The sequence below is a fragment of the Dermatophilaceae bacterium Sec6.4 genome, assembly GCA_039636865.1.
Classification (GTDB): Bacteria; Actinomycetota; Actinomycetes; order Actinomycetales; family Dermatophilaceae; genus Allobranchiibius.
This window is the reverse complement of record CP144172.1, coordinates 1,212,215-1,229,182: the sequence shown is the minus strand read 5'-3', so window position 1 is coordinate 1,229,182 and position 16,968 is coordinate 1,212,215. Positions and strand designations below refer to the sequence as shown.

Here is a 16,968-nt window from a genome sequence, read left to right as displayed (position 1 = left end):
GAGGCCTGTATGACCACGCAGTACGCAGTTGTCGACCCGAGCACCAACGAGACGGGGCAGGAGTACCCGACCGCTACCGACCAGGACGTCCAGGCGGCGATGGCTTCGGCCACCAAGGCACACCGTGAGTGGTCGCGTAGCTCGACAGTGGACGAGCGGGCAGCACTCATCCACCGGGTCGCTGAACTGCACACCGAGCGTCAGGACGAGCTCGTCGAGATCATCATCCGCGAGATGGGCAAGCCCGAGGCAGAAGCCATCGAGGAGGTCGAGTTCGCATCGGCTATTTACGCGTACTACGCGGACAACGGACCGAAGTTCCTGGCTGACGAGCCCATCGAGCAGGAAGCAGGCGCCGGAAGCGCATTGATCCGCCGTACCTCGGTCGGCCCCCTGCTCGGCATCATGCCGTGGAACTTCCCCTACTACCAGGTGTCGCGCTTCGCCGGGCCCAACCTGGTCGCCGGCAACACCATCATCCTCAAGCACGCCCCGCAGTGCCCGGAATCGGCTGCCGCGATCGCGAAGATCTTCGTCGACGCCGGATTTCCCGAAGGTGCGTACGTCAACCTCTACGCAACCAACGACCAGTGCGCCGACATCATCGCCGACCCCCGCATCCAGGGCGTCTCGCTCACCGGCTCCGAGCGGGCCGGCTCAGCCGTGGCGGAGATTGCCGGTCGCAACCTGAAGAAGGTCGTCCTCGAGCTCGGTGGCTCCGACCCGTTCATCCTGCTGAGCACAGATGACATGGACGCCGCCGTGCAGGCTGCATTCGATGCGCGCTACTACAACACCGGCCAGGCCTGCAATGGCGGCAAGAGGCTGATCATCGCCGACGGCGTGTACGACGAGTTCATCTCCGCGTTCACCGCAAAGGTGCTCGCTACCCCGAACGATGCGCCGATGTCGTCGATCCAGGCAACCGACAACCTGGTGAAGCAGGTCGAGCGCGCGGTGCAGGGTGGTGCCCACCTGCAGAGCGCCGGCGAGCGCCACGGCGCGTTCTACCCGCCGAGCGTCCTGACCGGGGTAAGCCATGACAGCGCCACATTCCACGAGGAGCTCTTCGGGCCGGTCGCGATGGTGTTCAAGGTGGATTCGGAGGACGCGGCCATCGAGTTGGCCAACGACACGCCGTTCGGTCTGGGCTCCTACGTGTTCACCACCGATGCCGATCAGGCCCAACGAGTCGCAGACCGTCTGGACGTCGGCATGGTGTTCGTGAACGGCGTCAATGCCGACTCCGTCGAACTACCCTTCGGCGGCGTGAAGCGATCCGGTTTCGGTCGTGAGCTCGGCCGCTACGGCATCGAGGAATTCATCAACAAGAAGCTCATCCGCACCGTCAAGTGACGGATCGTCGCCCGGCGGCTGAGAGCGGGGCGACGACGTGGGGAGGGACTACTCCAAGTCCCTCCCCACGTGTGCGCGTTATCGACGCGGTCAGGCCCGCGCGTTCAGCCGGCTATCGGGCCACCTCGTCCAGACCGTCGCCACGGGCTCTGCCGGACGCTCGGGCGATACCCACCAGATCCGCGCTCACACCGCCCAGGCGTCGCGGTCCGGTCCAGACGGCGTGCAGCGGCCTGCGCAGGTCCAGGCCCTCGATCGGCACCTCGCACAGGGTGCCGGCCGTCAGCGCATCCGCGACCGCGAGTCTGCTGAGTACCGCAGGAGCTGTCCCGGACATCACGCTGACCCGGACGGCTGCGTTCCCCGACAGCTCCAGCACCGACCGCACAGGCCCGCCGAGCGCGGTGTCGAGCGCAACCCGGGTGCCGGAGCCGTACTCCCTGGTCACCAATGCCGTTTCGCGCAGCTCCTCAGCGGTGATCGGAACGGCGCTACTCGCCCACACATGTGCAGGCGACACGACAAGCACCAGTTCATCCCGAGCGACGACCAGGGAATGCACCCCCGCGGGCGTCCCGGGGCCCTCGATGAAACCCACTGCACACCTGCCGTGCAGTACGTCGGCCAGCACAGCGTGGGTGTTGTGCACCCGGACGGTGATCCGCACGTCCGGGTGTGTCCACCGCAGATCGGACAGCCAGCGCGGCAACAGGTGTTCCGCGACGGTCTGACTGGCCGAGACCGTCATCGCGCCCGTTCCATCGGCAGCGAGCGCGGCCGCGCCGTCGGTGAGGTCCCGCGCCGCGAACAGCAGGGCGCGGGACCACTCCACGACCAGGAGCCCGGCCGGCGTGAGCGTGGAGCCAGCGGTCGAGCGCTGCAGCAACAACAATTTCAGATGCCGCTCCAGGCGGGCGATGGAGCGGCTGGCGTTGGGTTGCGCCATCCCGACCGCGCGGGCACCGGCTGCCAGCGACCCGTGGTCGGCAACCGCGACCAGCAGCTCCGTTGCTGCCAGGGCGGGCCACTCAGCCACAATGTGGGCTTTCGTAACAGGGTGGACAACCCCAGCAATATCCGTCGGACATACCCCCGATGGTAGATCGTGGTCTACCGCCGTAGGGCCATCGCGATCAGGCTGGTCAGTGTGAGGTCACCCCGGGGCACGAGCACCCACCCAACGCACGAGTCGACAACGACGGAACCCAGGTCCTCAACTCGCGGCGTCCGTGCTCGTCAAACCATCCCGGGGCTGCTCGTGACCCTCGTCGTCGCAGGAGTAGCGACCACGCTCGGGAAGTTCTTCCCCATCGTGGGCGGGCCGCTGTTCGGCATCCTGATCGGCCTGGTCGCCGGAACGGCGGTAACCGCCTTGCGCGGGGACAGCTTCTCCTCCGGGTACACATTCGCCTCGAAACCCGTCCTGCAGGCGTCGGTGGTCGTCCTTGGCACCGGACTGTCCATCCGCCAGGTCCTGAACGTCGGCGGCTCATCACTGCCCGTCATGCTCGGCACCGTGGCCGTCTCGCTGATCGGGGCCTACGTGATCGGACGTGCGCTCGGCCTCGACTCCGACGTTCGCACGCTGATCGGGGTGGGTACAGCCATCTGCGGCGCATCCGCAATCGCTGCAGCTACCGCGGTGATCAAACCCAAACAGGCCGACGTCGCCTACGCGATCGGCACCATATTCACCTTCAACATCGCTGCAGTTCTGCTCTTTCCCCCCATCGGGCACCTCATCGGGATGAGCGGGCATTCCTTCGGACTGTGGAGCGGCACCGCCGTCAACGACATATCGTCTGTCGTCGCAGCGGCCTACAGCTTCGGGGACGGAGCCGGGCCCTACGCCCTGGTCGTGAAACTGACCCGATCACTGATGATCATCCCCATCGTGATGACCCTGTCGCTGCTGTATTCGCGACGGCAGGCGCGCGCAGGAGGCGAGATCACCACATCCATTCCCTGGCAGCGGGTGGTGCCGCCATTTCTGATCGGTTTCCTGCTCGCAGCGGTGCTGGATTCGCTCGGCGTTATACCGGCGGGCTGGCACAGCCCGCTGAACCACATCGGCACCTTCATGATCACGATGGCGCTCGCGGGTATCGGACTGTCAATGCGCCTGGGACAGATGCGTGCCGCGGGTGTGCGGCCCCTGCTGCTCGGTGGTGCGCTGTGGTTGTGTGTCGCACTGTCCAGCCTCGGACTGCAGTGGGCCACCGGCACTATCTGAGCTGCGCAGCTGGCCCATCAGGCAGGGTCGGCTATCCATCCAAAGTGCCGACGGCTCCGAATCTCCAGAAGGACGTGGCACAGTTTGTAGTAACGGATGAGAGCAGGACGACATGCATCAGATCCTCAAGCGCGCTCTACCGGTTGCCGCGCTCACGCTGGTCGCCCTGCCGCTGACCGGTGTCGCACCGGCTCACGCCGCGACGAACGACACCTTCTCCGCCAACCTGACAGCACTGAACGGTAGCGGAGCGCACAGCAAAGTCGTCGGCAAACTGGTCGGTGACACGCTGTGGATCACTGTCACATCCAGTGGTCTGAGCGCCGAGTTGCCCCACGCGGCACACCTGCACATCGGTGGGACGAACAGCTGCCCGGCGGCCACCCAACGGGGCACCGGCATCAACGGTCACCTACGCGTCAAAGACGGCGCTACGAGCTACGGATCGATTGCCGTATCGCTGACGACCAGCGGCGACACCTCCCCCAAGAGCGCGTTGGCCGTCGATCGTTTCCCCGTGGGAAACACGACCTACACCCGCAGTATCCCGATATCAGCGACGATCGCCGGTGAGATCCGCGCGGGCAAGGCAGTCGTCGTGCAGCACGGTGTCGACTACAACAAGAGCGGGAAATATGACGGAGCCTCGAAGTCCGAGTTGAACGCCGCCCTGCCCGAGGAAGCCACTGACCCGGCAACCTGCGGCCGCCTCGTGGCGAGTCAACTCAGCGGCATTCCCAACCGCGGACCACAGACCGGTGACGGGTCGACCATGGGCATGCAGCACACAGGCGCCCTGGGTGCCGGAGCGACTGCGATCGCAGTGGGCGGGGTTGGCCTGATCGCGCTGAAACGCCGCACGCCGGCAGCTCGGCGCTGATGACCGGCAAACACCACGCGCGTCGCCGCGCACCCTTTTCGCGACAAACCGGCGCAGCCCTGCTGGTCGTGCTGATGGCGGTGGGCGTGGGCCTCGTGGTATTTGCTGTCAGCGACCAGACACATGCCCCGCAGGTGCCCCTGAGTTCGCCCCAGGTCGCCCTTTCCCAACAGTCCAGCTCGCCTTCTTCGACATCGTCCTTCTCGACTACGCCCTCGTCGACTACGCCCCGCAGTTCGTCATCGACGAACTCAGCGGCCTCGGTCAGCGTGCCGGCCACGGTAAACATTTCTTCGATCGGCGCGTCCTCGCGACTGCTGCAGCTCGGCCTGGATGCTGACGGGAAGATCGCGGTGCCGACCAACGCCCAGGTCAAGCAGGCCGCATGGTTCACGGGATCGCCCAGACCCGGCCAGGTCGGGCCTGCCGTGATCCGAGGGACATGTCGACGGTGCGGGCGGGGTGCGTGGGGTTTTCTTCCGCCTGGCTGACGTCAAAAAGGGCGACTCCGTGCAGATCGGCCAGGCGAACGGGACAAAACTGACCTTCGACGTCTACGACGTCGCGCGGTACCCGAAGGACGACTTCCCCGCCGCCGTCGTCTACGGAAACACGACCGGTCCGGAGTTACGCGTCATCACCTGCGGCGGATCGATTGACCCGGCAACCGGTCGGTACCGCGACAACACGGTCCTTTTCGCGCGCCTGGCCGGCTGACCGCGCCGGTGCCGCGCTGGCCTGCCCTACTTCGCGTTCAGTGCACTAGAGCTGTGACGGCACCGAGACGATCACCCGGCCGCAACTGCCACCGGCCAGCAACGATTCGAACGCCTCAGGGACCCTGTCGATCCCGTCGAACACCGTGTGCAGACTGCGTACCTTCCCATCCCGTAGCCACCCACCGACCTGCGACTCGAACCGATCGCGCAAATCCTCGTGTGCGGTCACCGTAAATCCGCGGATGGTGAGCTCCTGGTAGATCATCTTCCGCAGGTTCTCAGGAGCGGGGGCGCCTGCGACAGCGCCGCACATGACCACCCGACCCCTGAAGTTGAGCACCTCCAACGCGGCGTCGAGCTGCTCCCCGCCGACATTGTCGTAGTAGAGATCGATGCCGTCGGGTGCTGCCTTGCGCAACAGGTCGACGGCGTCGCCATCATGTCGGTCGACCGCGTGATCTGCGCCGAGATCGTCGGTGAGCAACCTGGCCTTCTCCGCGGAGCCCGCGACGCCGATGACACTCGCTCCGACGGCCTTCGCGAACTGCACGGCACAGCTCCCGACGCCGCCTGCCGCACCGGAAATGTACACGGTGTCGCCCGGGCGCACCTGCCCTATCTGGATCATGCCGGTCCAGGCAGTGAACCCGACGTGACCCAGCACCGTCATGCGCGCATTGAGATCGTCGTCCGAGACGCCGCCACCGATAGCGCGCAGTGATTCGGCATCGACAACGGCGGTGGTTCTCCAGGGCAGCTGAACAACGCCAAGATCACCCCGCGCGAACTGGGGGTCGTTCGATTCCAGCACCTCGACCACAGCGTCGCTCGCGGGGACGTCACCGACACCGACCCCCGGACCGTATGCGGTGCCCTCGCCTCCGAGGCGGTGCGCGAGACCCGCGTTCAGCCCGAGCCTGCGAAGCCCGACAAGTACCTGCCCGTCGGCAGGTGCGTCGGTGTCGGTATCGAAAACACCGAAGTTCGCCGCCGTGACACCGACGTTCGGCACCGACGTCAACTGCACTTCGCGGCATCTCATGCCCCGACCGTATGCCGGACTGATCCGGCCGCGCAGTATCGACGAGGTCCGACCTCAGCGCGGAGTACGTCCGGACCCGCATCGCGCTACGGCATCCAACGTGATGGGGCCGCTGGGCGATCCCATCTCGTGGAACGTCGCCGATCGCAGGTCGGCCCGGGTGTTCGGGTCGAGGCTCAGGCAGTAAGCGCCCGCAGGACCGATACCCGCCAGGAATCCGGACCACAGCTGGTCGAAGCCGATGTAGGTAGAGCTGACATCCACCGTCGTCTCGGTCACGTCGGTAAATCCGGCGGCCGCGAACAGCGCCCCCAGGTCGCCCTCCTGGCTGAGCTTCAACTCTCGCACTGCGTTCGCTGCTGCGGTGGGATCCACGCTGATCGCTGCCGTCCAGAAGTGGTCGAGCAGCTGCATGCTCTCCCATACGCAGGCACCCGCGGTGCCGCCGGGCCGCAACACCCGGAGCATCTCCCCCGCCGCAGCTGCGGTGTCGCCGACAAAATGCAGGACCAGTTGCGCGAGAAGGCAGTCGAAAGCGTCGTCCTCGAACGGGATGGCCTCAGCGCGGCCCACCCGCACGGTGGTGCCGGGGTGCCGAGCGGCGCATTCCGTCACGAACGGGCGGGATGGATCGCAGGCACTGACGGACGCCGCGCCGAGTCGTTCGACGAGGACGGTCGTCAACGCGCCGGGGCCACATCCGAGGTCCAGAGCGGTCATTCCCGGGCGCACACCGGCGGCATCCGCGAAGCCGCTCGCCAGCGGCTTGGAATAGCGCCCCATGAAGTCGTCGTACTTCTGGCCGGTGACCTGGAAGGTGTCGGCACCGGCGACCGGCTGCTCAGGGTCCGTTCCCATATCGCTCATGCGGTCCAGCCCTCACCTCGCCTGCATCCCGACTGCGGGGCGCCGTGGATGACCCGCTCCGGTGATCAGTTCAGTGCGAAGGGGCACCGTCGAGCATCCTCTCCTTCGAGACACCTGTCGATGGCTCAGGAACCGATCCCATCCCCGACACCTCAACCCTCACCTGGCCCACCGAGGCCCGTACCTGGATCACCCCACGTTTGCGTCGCCAGCGACGCAAACGTGGAAGGTGAAGTCGAGACGCTGCTCACGACTGGTTCAGCCACCGGATGACTGCCTGAACACGACGGTTGCCCGACGGATCCTCCCAGAGGTCGAGTTTGGTCATGATGGAGCGCACGTGGGACTCCACCGTGCGTCCCGACAGGGTGAGACGGTCGGCGATCGCGCTGTTGGACAGTCCCTGCGCCATCAGCTCCAGGACGGCCCGCTCCCGGTCGGCCAGTGCAGTGAGTTGATCGTGGTTGCGCCGGCGGGCCAGCAGCTCGTCGGTGATGAGCGGGTCGATGACCGTCCGGCCGGCGGCCACTGCGCGGGCTGCGTCGAGGAACTCATCCAGTGCCGTTACCCGCTCCTTGAGGAGATAGCCCAGGCCCGAGGTCTGCTCGGTCAGCAGGTCGGCTGCAGCCCCGGCCTGCACCGCCTGACTGAGCACGAGCACGGCGAGCCCTGGCTGCTCGGCCCGTAGCAACGACGCGGCACGCAGCCCTTCGTCGCCCTGCTCGGGTGGCATCCGCACATCGGTGATGAGCAGCCGCGGTCGCGTGGCACGCACGGTGGCCACTACCGAGTCGAAATCTGCGGCCTCCGCGACGACATCGAAGCCGTCGTCCCGCAACAGACTGACGAGTCCCGCACGGATGAGCGCGACGTCCTCCGCGACGACGACCGTGACAGGCAGCGCATCGGCGTTGCGAGGCCACAGAATGGGATGGACCAGTTGCGGCGGCACCCCGATGGATGTGGCCAGCTCGTTCGACCAGTGCGCAGGGGTAGGCGCGGGAAGGAGCATCCGGACGATCTCGGTGGCGAGGATGTCCCCCGGGTGTCCGCGCTCGGCGAGTCCGCGAACCAGCCCGACCGCAGCAGGTTCTGCTGCGTCGGCCCGGTAGGTCACCTCGGCGACGTGCAGCGCGAGGGACGTCTCCGGTTGGTCCTGCTCGGACTGCTGCCAGTCGATAGCGGTCGCCACGGCGTCCGCCGTTCCTGAGAACAGGGCCAGCCCGCCCCGGTACGCAAACCGACCGCCACGCTCCTCCGCGTGCGCGCGCACCACGGGGGTCGGCCCGGGAGCTTCGAGCGGCCAGGCCAACAGGGTCGTGGTCGTCATAGGCCGCCCGGCCTATCACCGGTGGGGAGGCCGACGACCCAACGACCGTCCTGACCGGAGATCGTGCCGCCGAGGGCCGTGACGCGGTCACGAACGTCGACAGCCGGTGCCGAGCCGGTGCGGACAACCAGACGCGGCCCTTCCTCGCCCACCGACTCCTCGATGGTCGCGGCCAGGTCAGCGTGTGTGGCCAGATAGGTGGTCATCTCGATGACGGGAGCGTACCGACGATCGGGCACCAGGTGGCCGCCCAGCGAGGCGCGCAGTCCGCCGGTCGCCAGGGACGCGGGAAAGACCCCGTGCGAGATAGCTCTTACGTCAGTGGCCACTGCGGTAAGCCTGACCACCACGTCCGCAACAGGGGTCCCACTACGCAGTAGGCGCGCGATCGAGTCGAGCTCGGCCAACGGGCCGTTCACAAGCGCCGTGCGCAACTCCGATCGGGGCTCGTCCGAGGCGACCAGCAGCCGCTGCGCCAGTAGCCGGGCCTGTTCGAGATCACTTGCGGCGGATGCCCGTAGACGCTCGGTCTCCATGATGAGGCCCGCGCCGGTCGCCACCAGCTCGACGGCGTCGGGGTGGGCAGTGACGGCTGCATCCTGATCGATGAGGCCGATGACTTGGGATCCACGGACAATAACTGTGGTCGCCCGGTCGGCGGTTTCGGTCTCGGGCAAGACCGTGACGCCTGCAGCCGTCACCCAGCTCTGCCCGCCGTCGACCGGGTAGCGGACGCGAATCGACGGGTCGGCGAGCGCCCGCGCGAGGTACTGCTCGACATTGACAACCGAAGTGCGCGGGGCGGGGTTACCCGATCGAGAGGTCGGTATGCGCGCGGTCAGATCGATCCAGCCGATACCGGCGGCCAGCGCTCCGACCAGGGCCGCCGGCAGGATCACGAAGAGCGTTGCGTCCGGGCCGACGAACATGTCACGTGTCGGTGTCTTCACGCCGCGCAGGGCCCCCCAGACCTCGCCCGCGGTGAGCGAGAGCGCCCAACAGGTGACAGGCCACCTGATGGGGCGCGCCGCGACCCGCGCGGCGCGTGGCATCCGGCCGATGACGCAGGCCGCGGCAAGTGCTGTCGGCCCGGTGCACACAAGCCCTGCTCGAACGACAAGCAGGACCGTCGCCGGGATCCCGACGGGGCCGGGCAGCGTCGTGAACCACTGAGCTGTCGGGACCGACCCGCCCAGCAGAAGCAGAACCCCCAGCACCAGTCCGACGGCAGCCGATACCCAGAAGCAGCGCGACACCAGGCGCACTGTGTGCTGGGGAAAGGTAAGTGCCGGGTAACGGGACACGACGACCGCGGGCAGCGGCGCCGCGACAAGGGCGGTCAGGCCGGCGATCGGCGCTACGGACCCCAGGTCCGTCGTGCGGCAGGCGGCGAGCATGGTCGTGAGGATGGTGAGTCCGAGCAACACGCCTGTGGGGTCATCAGGATGCCGGGATGTCATGACTGTCGCGAGTGCCGGGGCGGCGAGGGCACACAGTGTCAGGAAAACGGCCTGCCCAGAGTTGACCCGGTCGATACCGACGCGCGTGACGACCTCGAACCAGCCTGCGCTGATCGTGAGAACTGCAGCCACCCACAGTGCTGTCATCGCGAGACGTCGACGAGTCATGTCAGGGCCGCCGCTGAGACCGTCGGTCGATGCACATAAATGTGCAGCACCGTGCCGCCAAGAGGTGGGCTCGCCACACTGGCAGAGCCGCCGACGTCCACCAACCGGCTGGCAATGCTGGGGGGCACCTCGGCGAGCGAACCGATGCCGTCATCGCTGACACGAATGTCTATCCCCACCGCGACGACGCCGAGGCGCACGCAGATCAGCCGCGCGCCGGAGTGCTTGACCGCGTTCGTGATCGCCTCACCGGCGGCGAGGTAGAGCGTCAGTGCCAGCGGGTCATCCGCCGTCAGGTCACCCTCGGCGTCGACGAAGACGGGGATAGGACAGACCGTGGCCAGGGCGTGCAGTGCACCGGCGAGGCCCTCCGCCAAGGCCGCTGGGGTGGCCTGATCCACGAGTGCCAGGATCTCGCGGCGGACTTCACCGATGTGGTCGATGAGGCCCTGCGTATCGAGCTCACCACGTCTCGCCGACAGCCCAGCCATCAGTGCGAGCCCGACGAGCAGCTGCTGAGCCCCGTCATGCAGGTCGCGCTCCAGTCGGCGTCGGCCACTGTCCGTTGCCGCGACCAGCTCTCGTGAACGCATTCGCACCTCGGCCCGCCGCGCGTCCGCGACTGCAGTGGCTCGCTCGTTGGCCGACTGCGCAGCGATGATGCTGATCGCCAGGTCGGTGAGCAGGGGCGACAGCGGCGTTGACTCGGCGACCTCCAGCGCGGCGGTCGTCGCACCCACCTCGTCCAGGACGGGGATGAGTCGACGGCCGGTGGTGGCTTTGGGCAACGTCGTGCCCGCTGCGTCGATCCAGGAACCGTCCAGACGCCGGTAGCGGACCAGCGTCGTCGGATCGCCAGTAGTGGCAGCCGCAGCTGCCGAAGGCGTGATGACAGCCTTGGCCGACTGCAGGTCGACCTCGCGGTGGCGCCGCCCCATCGAGACAGCTCGGCGACGACGACGCGCGCCGAACAACACACCGAGTGCGACGAATCCGACCATGAAGTAGTAACCGAGGAAGATGAGGAACCGCCAGATCGTCAGTGTGGCGCCGTAGCCGAGCAGGTAGCCGAAGACCTGAAAACCGAGATGCAGGATGAGCAGCGATCCGCAGACCACGACGCCGGCCGTCGTGATCGGCGTGAGTAGGGGCCGGACGGCGGGAGGTACTGCTCGACGCCGCCGCACGAGGACCACCAGGACCACGGCGGCTGGAAGAGCCTGGGTTGCCAGTGCCTGGATCGGATCGACGATGCGGAACACGGTCGGGACGGTAAAAAGTGCCTCGAACGGGTCCGGCCAGTCTGTGGGCGCATTCGGTCGTCGGCTGAAGACGTCCCCCACGAGAACGAGCGCAGCGCCGGCAACGGTCCACCACGTCACGGTGCGCACAAGACGTCGGCTCGGGTGCCCGGACGGCCAGCTCAGCACAATGATCACGATGAGTGGTTCGGTCAGCCAGGAGACCCAGGTGAGTTCATCGGCCCACCGTGACCCTGGCCAGCAGTAGCCCACGACCAGGAGGACGTCTGCTGCCGCGGCCACGTACAGCAGCCGACCGGTGGGATTCGCTGGAGCGCGCCACCACCACCACAAGCCGACCCCGAGTCCGAGGACTGCACCGATCAGGCGCACGGTCACCAGGGCCGCGTCGTAGCCGGTCCAGGCAGCACCGTGCATCCAGTTCCTTGCCGCCAGCGTCGCCCCGACCACAACAAGAACGACGCCGACGACGGCCAGGATGGCGAAGAGCCAACGGGTCGTGCGGGTCCTGCCCGGTCGACGCATACCGCCAGCCCTTCCCACACCAGGGTTCAGAGGTGGCCCGACTCCACCGCCGACGTGGACCTGCATGCTCACGGGACGGCGATCGTGGTGGTTACGGACGCGGGGACGTTCGTAGTCCCAAGAACGTAGCGTCCCGTGCGCTCGGATGGCGTTGATATTCGCAGAACGCCGTCGGACGTGGACTGGGTCGCCGACCGAATGCTCAGGGGTGTGGTGGCCGGCGAAGGCATGACACCCGGTGTAGGCGACGGCAGCCGAGCATCGGACACCGTGCCGAGCGGGCATCCGCACCCGGTCATCAGTCCCGCGATGATCAGGCCCGCACCCATAACGGCGATTCGTCTCGGTGTCGTTGTCATACATCGAAACTAGGTTTGCGAGCCCCTGGCCACGTGAGCGCTGGCACTGAAAGAAGCCCGGCATCGTCCAGGGCGAATCGGGGCTGTCACTGATGAGCGTCCCCTCGATGATTGTGGTCGGGCGCCGAGTGAGGCGTCTGCCGACCGACGGAAGAGATGACGCAATGACGTCTCACACCAGGTTCACATCACAGATTGCTGACCCACAGGCAGTTGTCGAGGAGTACTTCGCTCGCGTTGGTCGACGTGAAGAAACGGCCTTCGACCTGGTGGCCGAGGACTTGATCCAGCATGCTGCGACGCCCCAGGGACGGGCAGGTTTACGACAGACTGCGCTCGTTCTCGAACATGACCTTGGTCAGCCGGACATTGTCATCCATCATGTGGTCGCTTCGGCAGATCTGGTGTCGGTCCACCTTGATCTGGTCGGGACCCACACGGCGTCGACGTCCCCGCTGCTGCTCGGCGTTCCCGCAACCGGCACGCCGATTGTCTGGACCTTCATGCATCTGTTCCGGGTCAGCGACGGGATGATTGCCGAACACTGGGCCTGCCGGGACGACCTCGGACTACTGGTGCAACTCGGCGCCTTCCCGGCACCCGCACGAACATCACCGTGAACACCGAACCCCCTAGGCCAACTCGACACAGTTGCGCAGCCGGCGGCGCACGTTTCCGTCGCCAGCGACGCAAACGCGGACCGATCCGGTCCACCCCACGCTTTTCTGGTCGCCGGCGACCCAAACGGGGAGCACCGGACCTCACTGCTGGATCGGGGTCAGTCCCCGACCGCTTCGATGCCGCGCTGGACGATCTTCGGGTCCGGTTCGCCCACGAGAGCGTCATCCCGTCCCTCGTAGTCGAATCGGGACAGGAAATAGCGCATCGCATTGACCCGCGCGCGCTTCTTGTCGTTGCTCTTGACGGTCGTCCATGGAGCCCAGTCCGTGTCGGTTTCCCGGATCATCTCCTCCTTGGCCTCGGTGTAGTCCTCCCACTTGCTCAAGGACTTCAAGTCGATCGGCGAGAGCTTCCACTGTCGGACCGGATCAACCTGGCGGATGATGAACCGCGTCCGCTGTTCGGACTGGGTCACCGAGAACCAGAACTTGGTCAGAGAAATACCGCTGTCGACCAGCATCCGCTCGAACAGAGGCACCTGGGCCATGAACTGCTGGTACTCGGGAGCCGTGGCGAATCCCATCACCCGCTCGACGCCGGCACGGTTGTACCAGGACCGGTCGAACAGCACCATCTCGCCAGCCGTCGGAAGATGCTGCACGTACCGCTGGAAATACCACTGGTTCTGCTCACGATCGCTCGGCTTGGTCAGCGCGACAGTTCGGGCGTACCGCGGGTTCAAGTGCTCCATGAACCGCTTGATCGTCCCACCCTTGCCCGCAGCGTCCCGACCCTCGAAAAGAATGACGTGCTTGCTCTGGTTCTCAGCAGCCCAGTTCTGAAACTTCAACAATTCCACCTGCAGGGCGTACTTGACCTCGTCGTACTCGTCGCGGTCCATGCGGTCCGGGTAGGGATAGTTCTGCCGCCAGGTATCGACGGCTCGCCCGTCCGGACCCAGCAGGATCGGATCGTCGTCGTAGTCCTCGCCGATGGTGTGGCCCTCGATGTCGAGGAGGTCAATGAGCTGGCGTACGTCTTTAAGCATGGAACAGACGCTAGCCCCCGGCGAGGAGCGAGAGGGTGATTCCAGCGCATCGAACACTTTCCCGGCTGGCCGCTGCGGTTCGGCGTAACGCAGAGGATGCCGAAAGCGACGCCTTGTGAGCCTCCCAGAGGTACATCGCACCAGCCGCTAGGCGCAGAACGTGCGTCGGTCGTATGGACAGGCGGGCTAAAGATCACCCTGGAGGAACTGCGCCCGTCCCATGCCAAACGACCAGTCAGCTGTGGTGTTTGCGACTATCGACACGATGAGATCCTCGGGGCGTACCCCCGCCTCGGACTCCAGCCGGTCGGCCAGTCTGGCGTAAAGAGCCTGTTTCTGTGCCTCGTCCCTGCCTTGCTGCGTCACCTGGATCATCACGACACCATCGGTGCGTTCGAATCCGAGGCCGGTGTCCTGGGCGATGATTCGGCCACGTCGGTGTTCGTGAATGACCTGGTAGCGGTCCCGCTCAGGAGCGGCGAACACATCGACCATCACATCCTGGACGGTGTCGGCTAGCGTCCTGACCTGCTCATCGGTGCGACCTTCGATGAGGTCGATTCGTACCAGTGGCATGACTGCTCCGCTCCATCTTCTGACAACATGAATCCGGTGGTCGACTACGCGTTGTCGGCACGACGCGAACTGAGGTCGTTCAGCGAAAACGCGTTCCCGCCAGGATGGCGTGACAGCTCGATTATCTACTGGTTCTGGTCGGCCTACGTAAGTCCGTACACGTCTCGGCGTCGAAGATCCGCACCGTAGCGTCGATCTTGTCCCAGCACTAGAGCTTTCCGCCCGCGACAGGCCGCTCAACCGCGTGCCCGGGCTACGCCACGCTGCAGAACGAGCGAGCGCCCTCAGGTCTGAGGCGGCGGTGGAAAGCCGGCCGAGTCAGCCCTTGAAGATGCAGGTTGGGTCGTCGGCGTACTCAGCTAACAGCCGCTCGATCGGCTGATCCGGCTCGAGCAAGTCGTAAATATGGGCCCGGGAGTTCCGGTCGAACCAGTACAAGGTCCAGCCCTTGGTGTGGTCGTCATACTTCATCCGAGCCTGCGGACTGTCCGTCCACTCCGGGCCCAACGCCGGATGCCACGGCGGCCGATGCTCCACGATCGTTACCGTGCGACCGCGCACGCTCTCGTTCATCTTTGACTGACGATCAGCGACCCTCGTCGCTCCCCAGAATCGATGAGCCCCCGTGACAGCCTCGTGCCATCGATGCACGGGCGATAAGGCGATCAGCGAGACTTCTGAGATCCGCCGGTCCCGCACGCCGATCCCGTCGGGGCCGATGCGCTGGTGGGGCCGGCCCGGTCAGCGCTGCTGACAGGGCGTGCGAACCGCCCGGTCTTCGCAGGACAGCGTTACCCCCGCGTGCCGTCTTCCTTGGCCAGGTCGATGAGCCTGCCCGAGACGCGAGTGGTGCGCAGCTTGTCCCAGACCTCTGGGGCCAGGTCGGCCGGCAGGTCGACGAGCGAGAAGCCGGGCTGGATCGTGATGGCGCCGAAGTCGCCGCGGCTCAGGCCGCCCTCGTTAGCGATGGCGCCGACTATCTGGCGCGGCTCCACCTTGTGCCGCTTGCCGACGTTGATCCGATAGCTCGCGAACGTCACGTGGCTGGGACGGACCCGGCGTTCGTGCTTGGCGCCGCGCTCGGGCCGGTCGCCGTGCTCGGCGCGATCGCGCCAGCTGGGCTTCGTGCCGGCGCCGCGGTCGGGCCGCTCGGCACGGACCGGCCGCTCGGTGCGCCGCGACTTCTCGGCGGCCGGGTCGAGCAGCAGCGGCTCGTTGCCCTGGGCGACCACGGCCAGTGCGGCGGCCACGTCGACCTCGGGCACGTCGTGCTCGCGGACGTAGTGGGCCACGATCTCGCGGAAGCCCTCGATCCGGGCCGTCGCCTGCAGGGCCTCGGTGATCTGGTCATCGAAGCGGGCCAGGCGCGTGGTGTTGACGTCCTCGACGCTGGGCCAGGTCATCTGGGTCAGCGGCTGGCGGGTGACCTTCTCGATGTGCTTGAGCAGATACCTCTCCCGCGGGGTGACGAACGAGATCGCGTCGCCGCTGCGCCCGGCCCGGCCGGTGCGGCCGATGCGGTGCACGTAGGACTCAGGGTCGGTCGGGATGTCGTAGTTCACCACGTGGCTGATCCGCTCCACGTCGAGGCCGCGGGCCGCCACGTCGGTGGCCACCAGGATGTCGAGGGCGCCGGACTTGAGCTGGTTCACGGTCCGCTCTCGGACATTCTGGGCCACGTCACCGTTGATCGCCGTGGCCGAGAATCCCCGGGCCCGCAGCTTCTCGGCCAGCGTCTCGGTTTCGTTCTTGGTGCGGACGAAGACGATCATGCCCTCGAAGTTCTCGACCTCGAGGATCCGGGTCAGAGCGTCGACCTTCTGCGGATAGCTGACCGTGAGGTAGCGCTGGGTGATGTTGGCCGCCGTCGACGTCTTGCCCTTGACGGTGATCTCGACGGGGTCGTTGAGGTACTTCTTCGACAGCCGGCGGATCTGAGCCGGCATGGTGGCCGAGAACAGCGCGACGTTCTTGTCGCTGGGGGTATCAGCCAGGATCGTCTCGACGTCCTCGGCGAAGCCCATCTTGAGCATCTCGTCGGCCTCGTCGAGGACCAGGAAGCGCAGCTGGGTCAGGTCGAGAGTGCCCTTGTCGAGGTGGTCCATGATGCGGCCGGGGGTGCCGACGACCACATGGACTCCGCGGCGCAACGCAGAGAGCTGCACGCCGTACCCCTGGCCGCCGTAGACGGGCAGGACCTTGACGCCCTTGAGATGGGCGGCGTACTTCTCGAAGGCCTCGCACACCTGCAGTGCCAGCTCACGCGTCGGGGCGAGCACGAGCGCCTGCGGCGCCTTCTGCGTCAGGTCCAGGCGGGACAGGATCGGCAGCGCGAACGCTGCCGTCTTGCCGGTGCCGGTCTGCGCAACGCCGACGACGTCACGGCCCGCCAGTAGCGGCGGGATCGTCGCGGCCTGCACCGCCGACGGAGTCTCGTAGCCCACGTCGCGTAGCACGGCCTGCACCTTCTCGGGCAACCCGAGCTCGGCGAAGGTCGGCATCTCGCGTGCCGCGGGGGCTCC

The 16,968-nt window shown here is 66.6% G+C and carries 14 protein-coding genes and 1 pseudogene; 5 read left to right on the top strand and 10 right to left on the bottom strand.

The window, feature by feature from the left end:
* Positions 1-9: 9 nt before the first annotated feature.
* Positions 10-1,356 (top strand): NAD-dependent succinate-semialdehyde dehydrogenase, encoded by a 1,347-nt coding sequence (locus tag V3G39_06090; GenBank protein XAS77606.1) that lies wholly within the window; start codon positions 10-12, stop codon positions 1,354-1,356.
* A 112-nt stretch (positions 1,357-1,468) separates the two neighbouring features.
* On the opposite strand, the gene V3G39_06085 is transcribed toward V3G39_06090, so the two are convergent.
* Entirely contained in the window at positions 1,469-2,392 is a 924-nt protein-coding gene (locus V3G39_06085; GenBank protein ID XAS77605.1) for a LysR family transcriptional regulator, read from the bottom strand.
* Positions 2,393-2,614: 222 nt separating this feature from the next.
* Between V3G39_06085 and V3G39_06080 the strand changes: the two genes are divergently transcribed.
* The 3 genes and pseudogenes from V3G39_06080 (at position 2,615) to V3G39_06070 (ending at position 5,186) form a co-directional block, all read left to right on the top strand.
* A complete protein-coding gene (locus V3G39_06080; GenBank protein XAS77604.1) occupies positions 2,615-3,589 on the top strand; it encodes a putative sulfate exporter family transporter in 975 nt (324 codons plus the stop codon).
* A gap of 112 nt (positions 3,590-3,701) precedes the next feature.
* On the top strand, positions 3,702-4,469 hold the full coding sequence (locus V3G39_06075; GenBank protein XAS77603.1) for a hypothetical protein: 768 nt from the start codon (positions 3,702-3,704) through the stop codon (positions 4,467-4,469).
* Between the two features lie 450 nt (positions 4,470-4,919).
* Positions 4,920-5,186: pseudogene (locus tag V3G39_06070) on the top strand (sortase).
* 45 nt (positions 5,187-5,231) lie between these two features.
* Here V3G39_06070 and V3G39_06065 read toward each other — a convergent pair.
* The 5 genes from V3G39_06065 to V3G39_06045 all read right to left on the bottom strand — a co-directional run bounded on the left by V3G39_06065 (position 5,232) and on the right by V3G39_06045 (position 11,908).
* Positions 5,232-6,230 (bottom strand): NADP-dependent oxidoreductase, encoded by a 999-nt coding sequence (locus V3G39_06065; protein ID XAS77602.1) that lies wholly within the window; start codon positions 6,228-6,230, stop codon positions 5,232-5,234.
* A gap of 54 nt (positions 6,231-6,284) precedes the next feature.
* Positions 6,285-7,097: a class I SAM-dependent methyltransferase gene (locus V3G39_06060; protein XAS77601.1), complete on the bottom strand. Its 813-nt coding sequence runs from the start codon at positions 7,095-7,097 to the stop codon at positions 6,285-6,287.
* Positions 7,098-7,344: 247 nt separating this feature from the next.
* Positions 7,345-8,427, bottom strand: a complete 1,083-nt coding sequence (locus tag V3G39_06055; protein ID XAS77600.1) for a response regulator transcription factor — start codon at positions 8,425-8,427, stop codon at positions 7,345-7,347.
* The gene (locus tag V3G39_06050; protein XAS77599.1) at positions 8,424-10,034 is read right to left on the bottom strand and encodes a hypothetical protein; all 1,611 of its coding nucleotides are present in this window, start codon (positions 10,032-10,034) and stop codon (positions 8,424-8,426) included. Before V3G39_06050 ends, V3G39_06055 begins: the two co-directional genes overlap by 4 nt.
* A 17-nt stretch (positions 10,035-10,051) precedes the next feature.
* Positions 10,052-11,908 (bottom strand): histidine kinase, encoded by a 1,857-nt coding sequence (locus V3G39_06045; protein ID XAS78187.1) that lies wholly within the window; start codon positions 11,906-11,908, stop codon positions 10,052-10,054.
* 457 nt (positions 11,909-12,365) lie between these two features.
* On the opposite strand from V3G39_06045, the gene V3G39_06040 reads away from it, so the two are divergent.
* Positions 12,366-12,821 carry an ester cyclase gene (locus V3G39_06040; GenBank protein ID XAS77598.1) on the top strand — a complete coding sequence of 152 codons (456 nt, stop codon included), beginning with the start codon at positions 12,366-12,368 and terminating at the stop codon, positions 12,819-12,821.
* Between the two features lie 158 nt (positions 12,822-12,979).
* Here the strand turns inward: V3G39_06040 and ppk2 are convergent, their stop codons facing one another.
* From ppk2 to V3G39_06020, 4 genes are all read right to left on the bottom strand, one after another.
* A complete protein-coding gene (gene ppk2 / locus V3G39_06035; GenBank protein XAS77597.1) occupies positions 12,980-13,870 on the bottom strand; it encodes a polyphosphate kinase 2 in 891 nt (296 codons plus the stop codon).
* 186 nt (positions 13,871-14,056) lie between these two features.
* On the bottom strand, positions 14,057-14,446 hold the full coding sequence (locus V3G39_06030; GenBank protein XAS77596.1) for a tautomerase family protein: 390 nt from the start codon (positions 14,444-14,446) through the stop codon (positions 14,057-14,059).
* A 318-nt stretch (positions 14,447-14,764) separates the two neighbouring features.
* Complete coding sequence (locus V3G39_06025; GenBank protein XAS77595.1) at positions 14,765-15,019, bottom strand: DUF3024 domain-containing protein; 255 nt, start codon at positions 15,017-15,019, stop codon at positions 14,765-14,767.
* 218 nt (positions 15,020-15,237) lie between these two features.
* A complete protein-coding gene (locus V3G39_06020; GenBank protein XAS77594.1) occupies positions 15,238-16,947 on the bottom strand; it encodes a DEAD/DEAH box helicase in 1,710 nt (569 codons plus the stop codon).
* Positions 16,948-16,968: the final 21 nt, after the last annotated feature.